Annotated in this window: 18 protein-coding genes and 2 tRNA genes; 5 read left to right on the forward strand and 15 right to left on the reverse strand. The window is 71.0% G+C overall.

Annotated elements, in window-relative coordinates:
* Positions 1-25: 25 nt before the first annotated feature.
* The 5 genes from B7P34_RS11020 to B7P34_RS11035 all read right to left on the reverse strand — a co-directional run bounded on the left by B7P34_RS11020 (position 26) and on the right by B7P34_RS11035 (position 3,400).
* Positions 26-820 (reverse strand): class E sortase, encoded by a 795-nt coding sequence (locus B7P34_RS11020; protein ID WP_106675674.1) that lies wholly within the window; start codon positions 818-820, stop codon positions 26-28.
* 53 nt (positions 821-873) lie between these two features.
* Entirely contained in the window at positions 874-1,512 is a 639-nt protein-coding gene (locus tag B7P34_RS11025) for an aminodeoxychorismate/anthranilate synthase component II (protein WP_106675675.1), read from the reverse strand.
* Entirely contained in the window at positions 1,509-1,685 is a 177-nt protein-coding gene (locus tag B7P34_RS37440) for a hypothetical protein (RefSeq protein ID WP_189382675.1), read from the reverse strand. Before B7P34_RS37440 ends, B7P34_RS11025 begins: the two co-directional genes overlap by 4 nt.
* A 72-nt stretch (positions 1,686-1,757) precedes the next feature.
* Entirely contained in the window at positions 1,758-2,597 is an 840-nt protein-coding gene (locus B7P34_RS11030; protein WP_106675676.1) for a class E sortase, read from the reverse strand.
* Positions 2,598-2,635: 38 nt separating this feature from the next.
* Positions 2,636-3,400: a DUF881 domain-containing protein gene (locus tag B7P34_RS11035; protein WP_189382677.1), complete on the reverse strand. Its 765-nt coding sequence runs from the start codon at positions 3,398-3,400 to the stop codon at positions 2,636-2,638.
* Between the two features lie 156 nt (positions 3,401-3,556).
* On the opposite strand from B7P34_RS11035, the gene crgA reads away from it, so the two are divergent.
* Positions 3,557-3,811 (forward strand): cell division protein CrgA, encoded by a 255-nt coding sequence (gene crgA, locus B7P34_RS11040; RefSeq protein WP_106675677.1) that lies wholly within the window; start codon positions 3,557-3,559, stop codon positions 3,809-3,811.
* Positions 3,812-4,068: 257 nt separating this feature from the next.
* Here the strand turns inward: crgA and B7P34_RS11045 are convergent, their stop codons facing one another.
* Positions 4,069-4,944, reverse strand: a complete 876-nt coding sequence (locus tag B7P34_RS11045) for a rhomboid family intramembrane serine protease (protein ID WP_106675678.1) — start codon at positions 4,942-4,944, stop codon at positions 4,069-4,071.
* A 148-nt stretch (positions 4,945-5,092) separates the two neighbouring features.
* A complete protein-coding gene (locus B7P34_RS11050; protein WP_106675679.1) occupies positions 5,093-5,620 on the reverse strand; it encodes a peptidylprolyl isomerase in 528 nt (175 codons plus the stop codon).
* Between the two features lie 254 nt (positions 5,621-5,874).
* On the opposite strand from B7P34_RS11050, the gene B7P34_RS11055 reads away from it, so the two are divergent.
* A complete protein-coding gene (locus B7P34_RS11055) occupies positions 5,875-6,549 on the forward strand; it encodes a DUF5324 family protein (RefSeq protein ID WP_106675680.1) in 675 nt (224 codons plus the stop codon).
* Positions 6,550-6,946: 397 nt separating this feature from the next.
* Complete coding sequence (locus B7P34_RS11060) at positions 6,947-8,008, forward strand: helix-turn-helix transcriptional regulator (protein ID WP_146166797.1); 1,062 nt, start codon at positions 6,947-6,949, stop codon at positions 8,006-8,008.
* A 92-nt stretch (positions 8,009-8,100) separates the two neighbouring features.
* Here the strand turns inward: B7P34_RS11060 and B7P34_RS11065 are convergent.
* Positions 8,101-8,173 (reverse strand) — tRNA-Ala (locus tag B7P34_RS11065).
* A gap of 118 nt (positions 8,174-8,291) precedes the next feature.
* Between B7P34_RS11065 and B7P34_RS11070 the strand changes: the two genes are divergently transcribed.
* Both B7P34_RS11070 and B7P34_RS11075 read left to right on the forward strand, forming a co-directional pair.
* Entirely contained in the window at positions 8,292-8,837 is a 546-nt protein-coding gene (locus B7P34_RS11070; RefSeq protein WP_030366854.1) for a helix-turn-helix domain-containing protein, read from the forward strand.
* Between the two features lie 13 nt (positions 8,838-8,850).
* Positions 8,851-9,966: a serine/threonine-protein kinase gene (locus B7P34_RS11075; protein ID WP_106675682.1), complete on the forward strand. Its 1,116-nt coding sequence runs from the start codon at positions 8,851-8,853 to the stop codon at positions 9,964-9,966.
* A gap of 86 nt (positions 9,967-10,052) precedes the next feature.
* Here B7P34_RS11075 and B7P34_RS11080 read toward each other — a convergent pair whose 3' ends face one another.
* From B7P34_RS11080 to recF, 7 genes are all read right to left on the reverse strand, one after another.
* Positions 10,053-10,187 (reverse strand): DLW-39 family protein, encoded by a 135-nt coding sequence (locus B7P34_RS11080; RefSeq protein WP_003958712.1) that lies wholly within the window; start codon positions 10,185-10,187, stop codon positions 10,053-10,055.
* 181 nt (positions 10,188-10,368) lie between these two features.
* A tRNA-Ile gene (locus B7P34_RS11085) sits at positions 10,369-10,442 on the reverse strand.
* 72 nt (positions 10,443-10,514) lie between these two features.
* Positions 10,515-11,429 (reverse strand): DUF3566 domain-containing protein, encoded by a 915-nt coding sequence (locus tag B7P34_RS11090; protein ID WP_223267733.1) that lies wholly within the window; start codon positions 11,427-11,429, stop codon positions 10,515-10,517.
* A gap of 129 nt (positions 11,430-11,558) precedes the next feature.
* Positions 11,559-14,189 carry a DNA gyrase subunit A gene (gene gyrA / locus B7P34_RS11095; RefSeq protein WP_106675683.1) on the reverse strand — a complete coding sequence of 877 codons (2,631 nt, stop codon included), beginning with the start codon at positions 14,187-14,189 and terminating at the stop codon, positions 11,559-11,561.
* A gap of 52 nt (positions 14,190-14,241) precedes the next feature.
* Positions 14,242-16,269: a DNA topoisomerase (ATP-hydrolyzing) subunit B gene (gene gyrB / locus B7P34_RS11100; RefSeq protein ID WP_286157468.1), complete on the reverse strand. Its 2,028-nt coding sequence runs from the start codon at positions 16,267-16,269 to the stop codon at positions 14,242-14,244.
* A 365-nt stretch (positions 16,270-16,634) separates the two neighbouring features.
* The gene (locus tag B7P34_RS11105; protein ID WP_106675685.1) at positions 16,635-17,168 is read right to left on the reverse strand and encodes a DUF721 domain-containing protein; all 534 of its coding nucleotides are present in this window, start codon (positions 17,166-17,168) and stop codon (positions 16,635-16,637) included.
* Positions 17,165-18,289, reverse strand: a complete 1,125-nt coding sequence (recF, locus tag B7P34_RS11110; RefSeq protein ID WP_106675686.1) for a DNA replication/repair protein RecF — start codon at positions 18,287-18,289, stop codon at positions 17,165-17,167. Before recF ends, B7P34_RS11105 begins: the two co-directional genes overlap by 4 nt.
* Between the last annotated feature and the right edge of the window lie 60 nt (positions 18,290-18,349).

Genomic DNA, 18,349 nt, shown 5'->3' on the forward strand with positions numbered 1-18,349 from the left:
CCCCGCTCACTGTTCCCCGCGTGTCTCAGTTGACGAGCGCGTCCGGCTTTCCCTTGCTCCGGGGCCGCTCGTCGACCATCTTGCCCCACACGATCAGGCGGTAGGTACTGGTGAACTCGGGGGTGCAGGTGGTGAGGGTGATGTAGCGGCCGGGGCCGCGGAAGCCCGATCCGGCCGGCACCGGGGCGATGACCGTGACATTCGCGGGTGACGTCTGGTCCAGACGGCTCGTCATCTCATACGTGTAGAACGCGCTCCGCGTCTCCACGACGATCTTGTCGCCGGGCTTCAGCCGGTTGACGTAGCGGAACGGTTCGCCATGGGTGTTGCGGTGGCCGGCGAGGGCGAAGTTGCCCTGCTTGTCCCACGGCATCGCGGTCTTGAGCGCGCCGGACGGCTCGCCGTAGTGGCCCACCATGCCGCGGTCGAGGACCTTCTGCTTGCCGACGCCCTCGGCGATGGGCGCCTTCACGTCCAGCGAGGGGATGTAGAGGATCGCGAAGCCCTCGCCGGGCGAGAAGTCGCCCGCGTCCCGGTCGGCGGCGCCCTGGCCGTCCTCGTCCCAGCGGCTCTGCAGGTGGTGGGCGGCCCCGCCGGCCTGCTGCAGGGCGCGGACGTTCGTCCACCACAGCTGGTAGGCGACGAAGAGCAGCATCAGCACGCCGGCGGTGATGAACAGCTCGCCCGTCAGCCGGCACAGCAGCACGCCCACGCTGCCCCGGCGCGCCCTGCGGGCCGCGTGCCGCCGCGCGGCGCGCCCCCCGGTCCGTACGGGCCGGTGTGCGGCCTGGGCCGGCACCTCCACCCTGCGCAGCTGCATCGTCGCCCGATCCTCGGGCGGCAGCGGCTGCGATACGACCCGCGGGGACGTGGTCACGCCCCGGCCTTGCCCACCACCGGGGCCAGGCCCGCCGATCGCTCCACCGCCGTGGTGTCGCCGCAGGCGACCAGCCAGTTGGCGAGCATGCGGTGGCCCCACTCGGTGAGCACGGACTCGGGGTGGAACTGCACGCCCTCGACCGGCAGGTCCCGGTGGCGCAGGCCCATCGCGATGCCCGACTCCGTCCAGGCGGTGATCTCCAGCTCGTCCGGCCAGTTCTCCCGCTCGACGGCCAGCGAGTGATAGCGGGTGGCGGTGAAGGGCGACGGGAGGCCCTGGAAGACGCCCGCGCCCTCGTGCGTCACCAGCGAGGTCTTGCCGTGCAGCAGCTCGGGCGCCCGGCCGACCACGCCGCCGTACGCGACGGCCATCGACTGCATGCCCAGGCAGACGCCGAAGACGGGGATGCCCTGCTGGGCGCAGTGCCGCACCATGTCGATGCACACGCCGGCCTGCTCGGGCGCGCCCGGGCCGGGGGACAGCAGGACGCCGTCGAAGCCGTCCTCCGCGTGGCGGGGCTCGACCTCGTCGTTGCGCCGCACTTCGCACTCGGCGCCGAGCTGGTAGAGGTACTGGACGAGGTTGAAGACGAAGCTGTCGTAGTTGTCCACGACGAGGATGCGCGCACTCACTGGTTGACCGCCATTCCGTTGTCGACCGTCACGTCGTTGAACGGCAGCAGTGGTTCCGCCCAGGGGAAGACGTACTGGAAGAGGACGTACACGACCGCCAGTACGAGCACCAGCGAGGTCAGTGCCCGCACCCATGCGTTGCCCGGCAGATGCCGCCAGATCCAGCCGTACATGCTGTCCCCACTTGCCGATGACGTAGTCGAAATTGCAGCACCAGACTAAGGGTCGGGCGCGTGCCGAGGGGGTCAGGCGGACAAAGCCCCGGGGCGGCCCTGTGCGACGGGCGAGGCGGCGTCCAGGTGCGCCCACACGATCAGCCGGTGGCTGTGGCCCCACTCCGGCTCGCAGGTGGTGAGGGTCAGGTAGCGGCCGGGGGTGCGGTAGCCGGAGGCGGCGGGCACGGGGTCGATGACGCCCGTGTCGTCGGGGCGGGTGCGGTACGGGCGGCCGTCCACGCGGTACGTGAACCAGGTGGTGCCGTCGTTGATCACCACCGCGTCGCCCGCGCGCAGCTCGTCGAGGTCCTTGAAGGGGTCGCCGTAGGTGCGGCGGTGGCCGGCGACCGCGAAGTTGCCCGGCGCGCCGGGGCGGGCCGTCCGCTCGTAGTGGCCGAGGCCCCGCTTGAGGAGCTCGGTGCCGGTTCCCTCCAGGACGGGCTTGGCCCAGCCGGCGCCGAAGCGGGGGACGTACATGACGGCGAAGGCCCGGCCGGCCCGCAGGTCCGTCCCCGCGGGGGGCGCCTGGCCGGGGGTGCCCGCGCGGGGCTGGGTGCGGGTGGGCGCTCCGGGCTGTGCCGGTGCGGACGGGGCACCCGGCCGGCCGGGCGGGGCGCCGGGATCGGGCGGCGCGTCCTCCGGCTGCTGCCCGGGCTGCTGTTCCGGGGCCGGCTCCGGCTCCCCCGGCGCGGCGGCCGCGCCCACGGACCCGCTCGACCAGCGTTCCTGGAGCCGGCCGAGCTCCTCGTCCATGGCGCTGTCGGCGCGTACGCCCGTCCAGTAGAGGACGTAGACGACGAAGAGGACGAGCAGGGTGCCGGTGGTGACGCACAGTTCGCTGAGCGTGCGGACGACGGTCCTCGGCCTCACCGCGGGCCTCCTCCCGCTCGTGCTGCTCTGTCGCGCCCTCAGGTCAGGGGCTTGGCGTAGTGGAGGTCCACTGTGCCCGAGTAGCCCGGAAGAGTCACCGCCTCGTGCTGGTCGACTTTCCAGCCGAGCCCGTACGCGTTGACGTACTGGAGGTAGTTCTGGATCGCCGGGGAGGCGTCGACGGCCTTGCGGAGCGCGCCGCGGTCACCGACGGCCGTCACCTTGTACGGCGGGGAGTAGACGCGGCCCTGGAGGAGCAGGGTGTTGCCGACGCAGCGGACCGCGCTGGTGGAGATGAGCCGCTGGTCCATGACCTGGATGCCCTTGGCGCCGCCCTGCCAGAGGGCGTTCACGACGGCCTGCAGGTCCTGCTGATGGATCACCAGGTCGTTGGGCTGCGGCTGCGGGACGCCGGGGATCCTGGCCGTGGCGTTCGGCGGGGCGTCGTTGAGGGTGACGGTCAGGCCGGGGCCGCTGATCGGTGTGGTGCCCGCGGCCGCCGCGAGGTCGGCCATCTTCTTCTTCTGGGCGGCGGAGTTGCCGTTGTCGCGCCCGGCGAGGGTGTCGACCTTGGAGCGGACGGCCGCGGCGCTCTCGTCCAGGTCGGCGTTCTTCCGGCTGCGTTCCCGGATGAGGTCGGAGAGCCGCAGCATGGAGTCGTCGGTGCGGATGTTGGTGCCGTGGGCGGTGTTGAAGCTCATCCAGAAGATGAGGCCGGCCAGCGCGAACACGCCTCCGGTGAGCAGCCGGACGGGCTTGAAGCGCCGGGAGGGCCTGCTGGTGGAGTCCGCAGAATTACTCAACGTACCCTTATCCTCTCCGGCGCCACGGAAGCACTACGCTAACGGACGCCCGGGGCAAGGTGGCGTTCCCGCCGCCCACCGCCCCGGACCAGCCTTTTGTCCCGCCCCATGCAGCCCCCAGCGCGGTCACGCAGCGCATCGACAGGAGAGTTCCTCGTGCCGAAGTCACGGATCCGCAAGAAGGACGACTTCACGCCGCCGCCGGCGAAGCAGCAGAACATCAAGCTGAGCAGTGGGCGGGGCTGGGTGGCGCCGCTGATGCTGGCGATGTTCCTGATCGGGCTGGCCTGGATCGTCATCTTCTATGTGACCAGCGGCGACATGCCCATCGAGTCCCTCCACAACTGGAACATCGTGGTCGGTTTCGGCTTCATCGCGGCGGGGTTCGTAGTCTCCACACAGTGGAAGTAGCAAGTCTTCCGGACAGCCTTCCGGGGAGTTATCCACACCCTCGTCCACAGTGGGGAAAAACTCAGAAGATCTGTGGATAACTTCCCCGGCGTTGACGCCGGTGTGACTGATCACAAGCGCGGTGGGCCGCTTGGCGGCCCCGCCCACCAGCGAAAACGCAGCTCTGTGCGAGTGCGGACACGCGTTCCCCACAGCGTGCACAAGATTCTGTACGCGCTGTGGACAAACCTGCGGGTCGGTCGGGGGTCCGGCCCGGGTCAGCCGGAGAACGCGACGAGCTCCGGCAGCGTCGCCGCCCGCACGACCACGGCCGCGACGATCACCGCCAGCGCCACGCCGCAGGTGAGCCCCTGGACGAGCGCCCGCTTCTCCCGCGGGGCGTGCACCATCCCGTACGCGACGGCGGCGCCCACGACCAGCCCGCCGATGTGGGCCTCCCAGGCGATGTTGTGCCACGTGAACGTGAAGATCAGGTTGAGCACGAGCAGGGCCGCGACCGGGCGCATGTCGTAGTTCAGACGGCGCATGATCACCGCCGTGGCGCCCAGCAGCCCGAAGATCGCGCCGGACGCGCCGAGCGAGGGCTGGCGCGGGTCCGCGACGACGAAGGTGAGCGCGGAGCCGCCGAGGCCGGACAGCAGGTACAGCGCGAGGTAGCGGGCCCGGCCCAGGGCCGCCTCCAGCGGCGGGCCGATCCACCACAGCGACAGCATGTTGAAGGCGATGTGCATCGGCGCCTGGTGCAGGAACACCGCGGTCACCAGGCGGTACCACTGCCCCTCCGCGACGCCCTGCGGCTCGCCGGCGAGCACGGCGCGCCCGAACAGCTCCATCTCGTCGATCAGGCCGTCGCCGGTGGCCATGACCGCGATCCACAGGGCGACGTTGACCGCGAGCAGGACCTTGGTCACCAGCCGGGGGTCGGCGGCCCGCACGCCGCCCGCGATGGTGCGCGGCGCGGTGGCCTGCGGCCGGTGTCCCGTGCCGGAGTCGCCGGCGACGCAGGCCGGGCACTGGAACCCGACGGATGCGCTCACCATGCACTCCGGGCAGATCGGCCGCTCGCAGCGGGTGCAGCGGATGCCGGTCTCCCGGTCGGGATGCCGGTAGCAGCCGACGGCCTGGTCGTTCATGCGTTCCCCTTGCGCCGGTGGTGGGCGGGCCTGTCCGGGACGCGCGGCCCCGCCCGTCATACGGACGAGCGGGGCGCCGGGTTCCCTCGGGCGGACGAGGGCGGGTGAAGGAGGCGGAGAGAGCGCGTCCCGGCGTCGCGTCCCGGCGTCAGCGGGTCTCGATGACGACCGAGTTGATGACCACGTCGTTCACCGGGCGGTCGGTGCGCGGGTTGGTCTCGGTGGCGGCGATGGCGTCCACGACCTTCTTCGAGGCCTCGTCGGCGACCTCGCCGAAGATCGTGTGCTTGCGGGTCAGCCACGTGGTCGGCGAGACGGTGATGAAGAACTGCGAGCCGTTGGTGCCCGGGCCGGCGTTGGCCATGGCCAGCAGGTAGGGCTTGTTGAAGGCCAGGTCGGGGTGGAACTCGTCGGCGAACTTGTAGCCGGGGCCGCCGGTGCCGTTGCCCAGCGGGTCACCGCCCTGGATCATGAAGCCCTCGATGACGCGGTGGAAGACCGTGCCGTCGTACAGCTTGTCCGTGGTCCTCTCGCCCGTCTCCGGGTTGATCCACTCGCGCTCGCCCGTCGCGAGCTCCACGAAGTTCTTCACCGTCTTCGGGGCGTGGTCCGGAAGGAGCCGGATCTCGATGTCGCCCTGGTTGGTCTTCAGGGTGGCGTAAAGCTGCTCGGCCACGGTCTACCTTCCCTAGTCTGCTCTGACGGCTAACGATCCTCGCACGTACGGGTTGGCGGCGAGTAGCGGACAAACGCCCGCGCGCCGCGCGAAACCGTGGCATGGTCGAGCGGGGCTCACCGTCCCTTCACCCCACGCTCACTTCCCCGATGACCCGGATGCACGCTCGCACATGCCGGACCGCCCGTGCGCAGGCATGATTTTTCACTGGGTGGAAAGGCGACAAAACATACGCCACCGAGGAGGAGGATCTCGTGACCCGCAAGGACAGCGTGCGCGCCGCGACCAGCTCGGCGAAGGACAGTGTCCGGCACGCCGCGGAAGTGGTGGCGCCGTACGCAGGCACGGCGAAGGACGCCGCCGTGCACTACGCGCATGAGGCCCGGACGCGGCTGGCTCCCAAGGTCGCGGAAGCCGCGCACCTGGCCGCGCACCAGGCCCGCTCCCAGTACGACGCACATCTCCATCCCCGGCTCGAGCACGCCCGCGACGCCCTGCCCCCGAAGATCGACCAGGCCGCCGTGCGGGCCCGCACGGCCGTCGAGCCGGTCCGGGACGAGGCCGTCGCCCGGAGCGCCGCCGCCCTCGCCGCGCTGCGCGGGCAGGTGAGCCCGAAGGAGATCGAGAAGCTGATCAGCCGGCGCGACCGGCGGTGCCGCGCGGGCCGGCTGTTCCGCCGTCTGGCGGTGGCCGGCCTGATCGCCGGCGGGGCGTACGCCGCCTGGAAGTGGTGGGACAAGCAGGCGAATCCGGACTGGCTGGTCGAGCCGCCGGAGGCCACGGAGGTCCAGGACCGGCCTCCGCTGACGTCGGTCGACGGCACGGGCCCCGAGAGCGCGTCCTCGCCGCTCGACCCGGAGGTCCAGGCCAAGCAGGCCGAGGCGGAGTCCTCTCCCGACAACAACGACGGCCCCCGCGACCGTCCGTAACCAGCGGCCCCCGGGCGGGGCCGCGCGCCCCGTCCCCCGCGTCCGTGCCGAGGCCTTCCGGCCCCGGCACGGACGTATTTTTTTCGGCCATAGCAATTCACGCCGAAAAGCGGAGCCTGTTACTCAACGAGCGGCGGCGGTTACCCGCAGGACATTCCCATTCCTTTTCGGAAAAACCGCCGGTAGAGTCGGCGAAGGCTGATTGACGGGGTCACGGCGCGGCCTCGCCTTCGTTTCCATGGGCGGCCGCCCGGCCCGAGCACCAGGACCGCCTGCCCGCGCAATGCCGCGCGGGACGACGAGGAAAGAAATAGCGACTTGAAATTCATGTGAAATCCTCCCCGGTTATCGCGGCGACGAGCCAGGCACCCCGACCAGGCCGACGAATGAGAAGAAAATGGATAAAATCGCTACGGAGGCGCCGACGCTCTCGCCTCTCGGTGACCTCCATGTGCTGCTCTACCGCATGGCGCTCGAACAGGGCAGACTCCGGCCGGAGGCGGCCGCGCGCCGCCTGGACGTGCCGGGCGCCGACGTCAGCGCCGCCGTGGACGACCTCCACCGGCTGCACCTGCTGCACCCCGCCGAAGAGGGGCCCGGCACCGCCCGCCCGCCCGGGGAGCCCGCCGCCGGCGCCCGCCGCGGCACCGAGTACGCGGCCCGCAGCCCCGACGTCGCCGTCACCCACGTGACCGGCCCCATCGAGGCGCGGATCCAGCAGCTGCACCGCGAGTCCGAGCGGATGAGCAGTCATGTGCTGGCCATGAAGCCGGTCTTCGAGGAGTCCTGGCACGGCCACTTCACCCGGACCCCCATCGAGTACCTGACCCTCCCCGACGCCGTCCGCTCCGCCCTCGAACGCCTCTACGCCGCCGCCCGCACGGAGGTCGCCGGCGCCCACCCCGACGTGCCGGACCCCGCGACCCTGGAAGAAGGGCTGCAGCGCACCACCGAAGTGATCGGCCGTGGCGTGCTCGTCCGGACCCTCTATCCCCACTCCGTCCTCACCCACGCCCACGTGCAGCGGCACCTGGGCCGGGTGGTGGCGCTCGGCGCCCAGGTCCGCACCACCGCCCACGTGCCCGACCGGGTCCTCTTCTTCGACGCCGGCACCGCCGTCCTCGCCGACCACGGCAGCTCCTCCGGCGACGGCAAGGGCGCCCTCTCCGTCCGTGACCCCTCGCTCGTGCGCTTCCTCTACCGGTCCTGGGAGAGCGCCTGGGAGTCCGCGCGGCCCTTCACCGGAGCGCCCGGCGACGGCGGCGCCAAGGACGAACTGCGCCGGTCCGTCCTCGAACTCCTGGAGTCCGGCATGAAGGACGGCATGGCGGCCCGCCGGCTCGCGATGTCCGTCACCACCTACCGGCGCCACGTCACCGAACTGCTCGCCGAGCTCGGCGCCCAGAGCCGTTTCCAGGCGGGAAGCTACGCCCGTCGCGCGGGCCTGCTGGACGGCTGAGGCGCGGCGCGTCCCGGCCGCACGGCCTGGGCACAGCACAACGCAAAAATCCCCTCCGGTCTACGTTTCCGCAGGTCGGAGGGGATTTCTTGTGGAGCCTAGGGGAGTCGAACCCCTGACATCTGCCATGCAAAGACAGCGCTCTACCAACTGAGCTAAGGCCCCGTCGCCGACCAGACTACCCGGTGCCCGCGGTGTTTTCCGACCGGGTATCGCCGGGGCCCAGCACTCTCCGTAGGATGCACCGCAAGATTCGCTGCAGCGAAGCGAAGGGGAGAGCGAGATGGACGCAGCACAGCAGGAAGCCACCGCCCGCGCACGGGAGCTGCAGCGGAGCTGGTACGGAGAGCCGCTGGGAGCGCTCTTCCGCCGTCTCATCGACGACCTCGGTCTCAACCAGGCCCGGCTCGCCTCCGTGCTCGGTCTGTCGGCCCCCATGCTCTCCCAGCTGATGAGCGGCCAGCGCGCGAAGATCGGCAATCCGGCCGTGGTCCAGCGGGTCCAGGCGCTCCAGGAGCTCTCCCGCCAGGTCGCCGACGGCACCGTGAGCGCCGCCGAGGCCGCCGACCGGATGGAGGAGGTCAAGAAGAGCTCGGGCGGCTCCGTCCTCAACTCCACGCAGACGACGGCCAGCAGCGGCGCGCCGACCGTGCGCCGGGTGGTCCGCGAGATCCAGTCCCTGCTGCGCTCCGTCGCCGGCGCGGGCGACATCATCGAGGCCGCGCAGAGCCTCGCCCCCACCCACCCCGAACTCGCCGAGTTCCTGCGGGTGTACGGCGCCGGGCGGACCGCCGAGGCGGTCGCGCACTACGAGGCCCACCAGAGCTGACCGCGCGCACGCGATGGGTGAGCTCTTCGCCGGGCGCTACGAGCTGGTGGACCCGATCGGCCGGGGCGGGGTGGGGGCGGTCTGGCGCGCCTGGGACCGGCGCCGGCGCCGCTACGTGGCGGCCAAGGTCCTCCAGCAGAGCGACGCCCACACCCTGCTGAGGTTCGTCCGCGAGCAGGGCTTACGGATCGACCACCCGCACGTGGTCGCGCCGATGAGCTGGGCCGCCGACGACGACAAGGTGCTGTTCACCATGGACGTGGTGAGCGGCGGCTCCCTCGCCCATCTCATCGGCGACTACGGGCCCTTGCCGCCGCACTACGTGTGCGTCCTGCTGGACCAGCTGCTGTCCGGCCTCGCGGCGGTGCACGCCGAAGGCGTGGTGCACCGGGACATCAAGCCCGCGAACGTCCTCCTGGAGGCGACCGGCACCGGCCGGCCCCACGTCCGGCTCTCCGACTTCGGCATCGCCATGCGGAAGGGGGAGCCCCGGCTGACGGACGCCAACTACGTGATGGGCACCCCCGGTTATTTCGCGCCGGAGCAAATGCTGGGCGACGAGCCCGATTTCCCCGCCGACCTCTACGCCGTCGGCCTCACCGCGCTGTACCTCCTCACCGGCCGCAAGCCCGACGCCGAGGCGCTCGTGGAGCGCTTCACCGAGCACGGGACGCCCGGCGCCCCGGAAGAGGTCCCCGAGCCCCTCTGGCACGTGATCGCGGGCCTCCTGCAGCCGGATCCGGGGCTGCGCTTCCGTACCGCCACGGGCGCGCGCAAGGCCCTCGCCGAGGCCGTGGAGATGCTGGGGGCACCCGGCGCGGGCGAGGAGCCCATCGAGGTCTTCGACCAGCTCGGGCCGTTGCCCGCGGGGTTCGGCCCGGACGGACCGCAGCGGCCGGCCGCACCGGCGGGACCGGTGGCGCCGCCCCTGCCGGCCTATCCGCCGCCCACGCGCGCGTACACGGCGCCGCAGCCCGTACCGCCGCAGCCCGTCCCGCCACGGCCCGCGGAGCCGCCGGCACCACAGCCCGCGCGGCAGCCCGGCCCGCCCACGAAGGTGGCCGTGCCCGTGCTGATCGTCGCGCTGCTCTGCCTGGGCATCGGCTTCTGGGCGCTCAGCATCAGCTAGATTGCGCCCGCAAATAAATCATTTGCATATGAAAACAGCAGGGCCCCGGCCATGTCGGCCGGGGCCCTGCTCAGGACTCGTTTGTCTCACACACCCGAACCTGCGGGCACGGAGTCGGTCGCCTCCGTCCACAGGTCCTGCTCGGCGCGATCCGCCTGGATCTGGCGGTACACGAGGAGCCCGCCGATGGCGGCCAGTGCGACCAGGAGGAGCTTCTTCACCGCGCGACCTCGTCTTTCCTTGACGTAAGGGGACCTCTGGTGGCCGATGATACACACCGGCCGATACCGATCGGTGACCTGTGCGGCACCCGGTCCGCCGTCCGGTCGCGGGCCCAACTCCCCACCTGGGGAAAACAGATCGGCCCGGGCGGAGAAATCTCCGTCCGGGCCGATCGTGCGGTGGGGCTAACAGGACTTGAACCTGTGGCCTCTTCCTTATCAGGGAAGCGCTCTAACCGTCTGAGCTATAGCCCCGCGCGACACCGAAAGATTAGCGCACTTGGGGCCCAGTCCCAAAATCCTGTCCGGCCGGGCCCCCGCGCACGGCTATTCGTCCTCGGCGAGGGTCAGCTCCACGCCGCCCACGAAGCCCGCCGAGAGGTTGTAGACGAAGGCCCCCAGGGTGGCCAGCGCGGTCGCCAGGACCACGTTGATCACCGCGATGACCGAGGTGAAGAGGAGCACCCGGGGCAGCGACAGGAACGACTCCAGGTCGAAGCCGCCGCCGTCGCTGGAGGTCGTGGCGTCGCTGATCGTCCCGCCGACGGTCGAGAAGACGCCCATGGCGTCCATGACGCCCCACAGCACGCCCGCCGCGACGATCGTGCAGATGCCCAGCGCGATCGACAGCAGGAAGCTGACCTTCATCACCGACCACGGGTCGGCCTTGGACACCCGCAGGCGCGCGGTGCGCGTACGGGGCGCGGGGCGCCCTGCCGGGCGGGGCGCGGCGCCCTGCGGGGCCACGGGGCCCGGCACGGGGCCGGCCGCCCCCGCGGGCTTCCCGGCCTCCTGCGGGGCCGCCTGGGCCGCCTGGGGGCCCTTGGGGGCACCCTTCTTGAGAGCGCCTGCAGCGGGCTTGGAACCGCCCTGGCCGGGGATGCGCGGCGGAGCCTTGACGGCGTTCCGCGGGTCGGCCGCAGGGGCCTTCGCCGCGCTCTTCGCGGCGGGCTTGCCGCCGTTGCTCCCGGCGTTCCCGCTCTCAGCCTCGTCTGCCACGGATGCAGCCTTCCCGGCCCCGGCGGCCTTCACGTCTTCGGACTGCGCCGTCTTGGAATCCGCGGCCTTCTCGGCCTTGGCCGTCTTGGCAGCCTTGGCCGGCTTGCCGGCACCGCCGGACCCGGCAGCCGATCCGGCCGGGGCCGGGTCACCCGACCCGGCCGACTTGGCGCCGGCCGAACCGGCCGGAGGCTCGTACGCCTGCGGCGGGTGGTACGGCTCCGGCTTGCGCGTGTCCGTCAACGTCCCCCCCTGGGAGCCGGCGTCCGCGGCGGAGCCACGGGCGCCGGCCTCATCGGTAGCAGGTGCGGCGGTAGTGCTGCGCTCGGCACCTGCACCGCTTGCCGCGGCGCCCGTGGCTCGACTCACGACTTACTCCTCGATGTTCCCTGCCGGGGCGGATGCGCCCTCGGCACCCTCAGCTCCGTCGCCCTCGACTGCATCGGCCGGCTCATCGACCTCTTCAGCCTCGCGACCCGCTTCGGCGTTCCGTGCGATGCCCACAACGGCATCGCGCTTGCCCAAGTTGATCAGCTGGACGCCCATGGTGTCACGGCCGGTCTCCCTGACCTCGTTGACCCGTGTGCGGATCACGCCGCCGCTGAGCGTAATGGCAAGGATCTCGTCGGTCTCCTCGACCACCAGCGCACCGACCAGCGAGCCCCGATCCTCCACGATCTTGGCCGCCTTGATACCGAGGCCGCCGCGGCCCTGAACGCGGTACTCGTCCACGTTCGACCGCTTCGCGTAGCCGCCGTCGGTCGCGGTGAAGACGTACGTCCCCGGGCGCACGACGCTCATGGAGAGCAGCTCGTCGCCCTCGCGGAAGCTCATGCCCTTCACACCGGACGTGGCCCGGCCCATCGGGCGGAGGGCTTCATCCGTAGCGGTGAACCGGATGGACTGCGCCTTCTTGCTGATCAGCAGCAGGTCGTCCGCGGCGGAGACCAGCTCGGCACCGATCAGCTCGTCCTCGGCACCGCTCTCGGTCTCGCGCAGGTTGATGGCGATGACGCCGCCGGAGCGCGGGGAGTCGTAGTCCTTCAGCGGGGTCTTCTTCACCAGGCCGGACTTGGTGGCGAGCACCAGGTACGGCGCGGCCTCGTAGTCGCGGACGGCGAGGATCTGGGCGATCTTCTCGTCCGGCTGGAAGGCCAGCAGGTTGGCCACGTGCTGGCCGCGGGCGTCGCGCCCGGCGTCCGGCAGCTCGTAGGCCTTGGCGCGGTAGACCCGGCCCTTGTTGGTGAAGAACAGCAGCCAGTGGTGGGTGGTGGAGACGAAGAAGTGGTCGACGATGTCGTCTTCCTTGAGCTTCGTGCCCCGCACGCCCTTGCCGCCGCGCTTCTGCGAGCGGTAGTCGTCGGTCTTGGTGCGCTTGACGTAGCCGCCACGGGTGATCGTGACGACGATGTCCTCCTCGGCGATCAGGTCCTCGATGGACATGTCGCCGTCGAAGGGCACCAGCGCCGAGCGCCGGTCCTCGCCGAACTTCTCGACGATCGCCGTGAGTTCCTCGCTGATGATCTGGCGCTGGCGCTCGGGCGAGGCGAGGATCGCGTTGTACTCGTTGATCTTCGCCTGGAGCTCGTCGTGCTCCGCCACGATCTTCTGCCGCTCCAGGGCGGCCAGCCGGCGCAGCTGCATCTCCAGGATCGCGTTGGCCTGGATCTCGTCGATCTGCAGCAGGCCCATCAGGCCCTCGCGGGCGACGTCGACGGTGTCGCTGCGCCGGATCAGCGCGATGACCTCGTCGATGGCGTCCAGGGCCTTGAGCAGGCCGCGCAGGATGTGGGCGCGCTCCTCGGCCTTGCGCAGCCGGAAGCGGGTGCGCCGGACGATGACCTCGATCTGGTGCGTCACCCAGTTGCGGATGAACGCGTCCAGGGAGAGGGTGCGCGGCACGCCGTCGACCAGGGCCAGCATGTTGGCGCCGAAGTTGGTCTGCAGGTCGGTGTGCTTGTAGAGGTTGTTCAGCACGACCTTGGCGACCGCGTCCCGCTTGAGGACGATCACCAGGCGCTGGCCGGTGCGGGAGGAGGTCTCGTCGCGGACGTCGGCGATGCCGCCGATCTTGCCGTCCTTCACCAGGTCGGCGATCTTCTGCGCGAGGTTGTCCGGGTTGACCTGGTAGGGCAGCTCGGTGACCACCAGGCACTGGCGGTTCTGGATCTCCTCGACCTCGACGACGGCGCGCATGGTGATCGAGCCGCGGCCGGTGCGGTAGGCCTCCTCGATGCCCTTGCGGCCCACCACGAGGGCGCCGGTCGGGAAGTCGGGGCCCTTGATGCGCTCGATGAGCGCGTCGAGGAGCTCCTCGGAGCTCGCCTCCGGGTTGGCCAGGAACCACTGGGCGCCCTCGGCCACCTCGCGCAGGTTGTGCGGCGGGATGTTGGTGGCCATGCCGACCGCGATGCCCGCGGAGCCGTTCACCAGCAGGTTGGGGATGCGCGACGGCAGGACCGTCGGCTCCTGGTTGCGGCCGTCGTAGTTGTCCTGGAAGTCGACGGTCTCCTCGTCGATGTCCCGGACCATCTCCATCGACAGCGGCGCCATCTTGCACTCGGTGTAGCGCATGGCGGCGGCCGGGTCGTTGCCCGGGGAGCCGAAGTTGCCGTTGGAGTCCACCAGCGGCATCCGCATGGCCCAGGGCTGGGCGAGGCGGACGAGCGCGTCGTAGATGGAGGCGTCGCCGTGCGGGTGGTACGTACCCATGACGTCACCGACGACACGGGCGCACTTGTAGAAGCCCTTCTCGGGGCGGTAGCCGCCGTCGTACATCGCGTAGAGCACGCGGCGGTGCACCGGCTTGAGGCCGTCGCGCACGTCGGGCAGCGCACGCGAGACGATCACGCTCATCGCGTAGTCGAGGTAGGAGCGCTGCATCTCCGTCTCGAGCCCGACGGGCTCGACGCGCATGCCCACGCCCTCCAGCGGGGCGGGCGCGCCCTCGGGGGTCACCTCGGGCACGGGGGCGGTGGGGGTCTCAGGGGTCTCGTCGGCCATGGGTGTTCAAAGTCCTTTCGCGCTGCGGCTGTCTCGGGGTGGGCCGACAGGCTCAGATGTCGAGGAAGCGGACGTCCTTGGCGTTGCGCTGGATGAAGGAGCGCCGGGCCTCGACGTCCTCGCCCATGAGCACCGAGAACAGGTCGTCCGCCTGCGCGGCGTCGTCCAGGGTGACCTGGCCGAGGACGCGGTGGTCGACGTCCATGGTGGTCACGCGCAGCTCCTCGGCGTTCATCTCGCCGAGACCCTTGAAGCGCTGGACCGAGTCGTCCTTGATCCGCTTGCCGTTCTCCCGGCCGAGCTGGATCAGGGCGTCGCGCTCGCGGTCGGAGTAGGCGTACTCGAAGTCGTCCCGGCCCCACTTGATCTTGTAGAGCGGGGGACGGGAGAGGTAGACGTGACCGGCCTCGACCAGGGGGCGCATAAAGCGGAAGAGGAAGGTGAGCAGCAGGGTGTTGATGTGCTGACCGTCGACGTCGGCGTCCGCCATCAGGATGATCTTGTGATAGCGGAGCTTCGCGATGTCGAAGTCCTCGTGCACACCGGTGCCGAAGGCGGAGATCAGCGCCTGGATCTCCTGGTTCTGCAGGATCTTGTCGATCCGGGCCTTCTCCACGTTGAGGATCTTGCCGCGGATCGGGAGGATCGCCTGGTACTGCGGGTTCCGGCCGGACTTGGCCGAGCCGCCGGCGGAGTCACCCTCGACGATGAAGATCTCGCACTTGGCCGGCTCGTTCGACTGGCAGTCGGAGAGCTTGCCCGGCAGCGACGCCGTCTCCAGCAGGCCCTTGCGGCGGGTGAGGTCACGCGCCTTGCGGGCCGCGACGCGCGCGGTGGCGGCCTGGATGGACTTGCGGATGATGTCCGCGGCCTCGTTCGGATTGCGGTCCAGCCAGTCCGTCAGCTGCTCGTGGACGACCTTCTGCACGAAGGTCTTGGCCTCGGTGTTGCCCAGCTTGGTCTTGGTCTGGCCCTCGAACTGCGGCTCGCCCAGCTTGACGGAGATGATCGCCGTCAGACCCTCGCGGATGTCGTCGCCCGTGAGGTTGTCGTCCTTCTCGCGGAGCAGCTTCTTGTCGCGCGCGTAGCGGTTGATCAGACCGGTCAGCGCCGCGCGGAAGCCCTCCTCGTGCGTACCGCCCTCGTGGGTGTGGATCGTGTTCGCGAAGCTGTAGACGCCCTCGGTGTACTGGGTGTTCCACTGCATCGCGATCTCGACCGAGAGCATCCGCTCCTTGTCCTCGGCGTCGAAGTCGATCACCGTGGGGTGGATGACCTCGCCCTTGCGCGAGTTGAGGTAGCGGACGAAGTCGGAGATGCCGCCCTCGTAGTGGTAGCGGACGGTGAGGGGCTTGCCCTCCTCGTCCACGTGCGCCGGGCGCTCGTCCGTCAGCGAGATGGTCAGGCCCTTGTTGAGGAAGGCCATCTCCTGGAAGCGCCGCGAGAGCGTCTCGAAGGAGTACTCGGTGGTCTCGAAGATGTCGCCGTCGGCCCAGAAGGTGACCGAGGTGCCGTGCTCGTCGGTCGCCTCGTTCTGCTGCAGCGGGGCGGTCGGGACGCCGAGCTTGTAGTCCTGCGTCCAGCGGTAGCCGTCGGTCTTCACCTCGACCGCGACGCGCGTGGACAGGGCGTTGACGACGGAGACGCCGACGCCGTGCAGACCGCCGGAGACGGCGTAGCCGCCGCCGCCGAACTTGCCGCCCGCGTGCAGGACGGTCAGGACGACCTCGACGGCGGGCTTGCCCTCGGAGGGCACGATGCCGACCGGGATGCCACGGCCGTTGTCGACGACGCGGACGCCGCCGTCGGAGAGGATCGTGACGTCGATGGTGTCCGCGTGGCCCGCGAGGGCCTCGTCGACGGAGTTGTCCACGACCTCGTAGACGAGGTGGTGCAGGCCGCGCTCACCGGTCGAGCCGATGTACATGCCGGGCCGCTTGCGGACGGCGTCCAGACCCTCCAGGACGGTGATCGCGCTGGCGTCGTAGGACGCGGCGCCGGGTGCGCCCGCGGGTGCGGTCTCCGCCGCTCCGTCCGTAGAAGGGGTGGTGTTCTCGTTGGGGTTGCCGGAATCGGCCACGAAGCGCCCTTTCTGGCACAGCACAGGCCATCCCCGACTGCGGCGGGGAGACCCCACCCGAGGCAGGCAGGAGCGGCTGCGTCGTTCTGCGTTGGTCGACGAGTCCCGCGAGCCGGCGGGATTGCCACCAGTCTACCGGTAGCGCTGACATGAATGGGGGTTTGGCGGTGCCTGAGCCTGCACGTGCCGCCCTGAACCGGCATCAGCCGACTCCCTATATGCGCCCCCGGGCTCCGAGAGGCTCACAGCGGCACTCAGCGCTTCGGGCTGTCAACCGCCCGCTACCGTGAGCGGGGTCTCAGCGCCGGCCCACCCGCCCCGCGGATCGACCCGTGTCCCGCACCCCTCCGCGGACGGCTCCGCGATCAGCCGTACGTGTCACCCGGGCCCGTGCTGCCGGGGGCGCGCAGCGAGCCGTAGCGGCGGCCCGGCCCGCCCGGGCCCAGCACCTTGATCGTCCGTACCGTGCCGTGCCCGAGGTCGTCGTTGAGCCGGGCCACGAGCTGGGGCGCCAGCAGGCGCAGCTGCGTCGCCCACGCCGTCGAGTCGCACTGCACCGTCAGGACGTGGGAGTCCTCGTCGAAGTTCTGCGGGGTGCAGTGCAGGGCCAGCGCGTCGCCCACGATCTGCGGCCAGCGGCCCATCACCCCGCCCACCGCCGCGGGCTTCTCCCAGCCCCGCTCGGTGATCAGCCGGTTGATGGCGGCGCCCAGCGGCAGCGGGTCGCGGCCGTCGGCGCGCGCGCCCGAGCGCAGTCCGCCGCCGCGGCGCACCTGCTTCTTCTGCTGGGCCGCGGCGCCCCGCGCCCGCGCCTGCTCCTTGGCCGCGCGCAGCGCGACCCGCGCCAGGTCCACGCCGGAGGACTCGGGCGGCTTCGGGTGCTCGGACGGCGTGCTCATACGCGCTCGACCTGCCCGCCCGAGACCGCGTACCGGGCCCCGGTGAGGACCTCCGGCACGTCGTCGTCCACGGCCGCGGTGACCAGCACCTGCTCGCCGTGGGCCACCAGCTCCGCCAGCCGCTCCCGGCGCCGGGCGTCCAGCTCCGCGAAGACGTCGTCCAGGACGAGCACCGGCTCGTTGCCCTCGGAGCGCAACAGCTCGTACGAGGCCAGGCGCAGCGCCAGCGCGTACGACCAGGACTCGCCGTGGCTCGCGTACCCCTTGGCCGGCAGCTGCCCGAGCCGGAGCAGGAGGTCGTCGCGGTGCGGGCCGACCAGCGTCACGCCCCGCTCGATCTCCTGCTTGCGGGCCTCGGCGAGCGCCGCGAGCAGCGCCTCGTACAGCTCCTCGCGGGTGTGGGCGCCCTCGATGCCGGCGGGCCCGCGGTAGTCGAAGGCGACCGGGCCGCCGCCGGGCGCCAGCTGCTCGTAGGCCTTGTCGGCCAGCGGGCGCAGCGCCGAGATCAGGTCCAGCCGCTGTGCCAGCAGCTCGGCGCCGGCGCGGGCCAGGTGCTGGTCCCAGATGTCGAGCGTGGAGAGGTCCAGGCCGCGACCGCCGTGGCGGCGGGCCATCGCCGCGCTCTTGAGGAGGGTGTTGCGCTGCTTGAGGACCCGCTCGTAGTCGGAGCGGACGCCCGCCATGCGCGGGGTGCGCGCGGTGATCAGCTCGTCCAGGAAGCGGCGGCGCTCTCCGGGGTCGCCCTTGACGAGGGCCAGGTCCTCGGGGGCGAACAGCACGGTGCGCACGATGCCGAGCACGTCACGCGGTCTGACCTGGGACGATCTATTGATCCGGGCGCGGTTTGCGCGGCCGGGGTTGAGCTCCAGCTCGATCAGCTGCTGCCGCTCGCCCTGGACCACGGCGGCCCGTATCACGGCGCGCTCGGCGCCCATCCGGACCAGCGGGGCGTCGGAGGAGACCCGGTGGCTGCCGAGGGTGGCCAGATAGCCGATCGCCTCGACGAGGTTGGTCTTCCCCTGGCCGTTCGGGCCCACGAACGCCGTGACGCCCGGGTCGAGGGAGACCTCGGCCCGGGCGTACGAGCGGAAGTCGGCCAGCGACAGATGCGTGACATGCATGGTGCGCCGACCTCTTCCGCTGTGTACTGCTGTTACTGCTGATACCGCTGTGTGCTGCGG

Source organism: Streptosporangium nondiastaticum, from assembly GCF_003011965.1.
Lineage (GTDB): Bacteria > Actinomycetota > Actinomycetes > Streptomycetales > Streptomycetaceae > Streptomyces > Streptomyces nondiastaticus.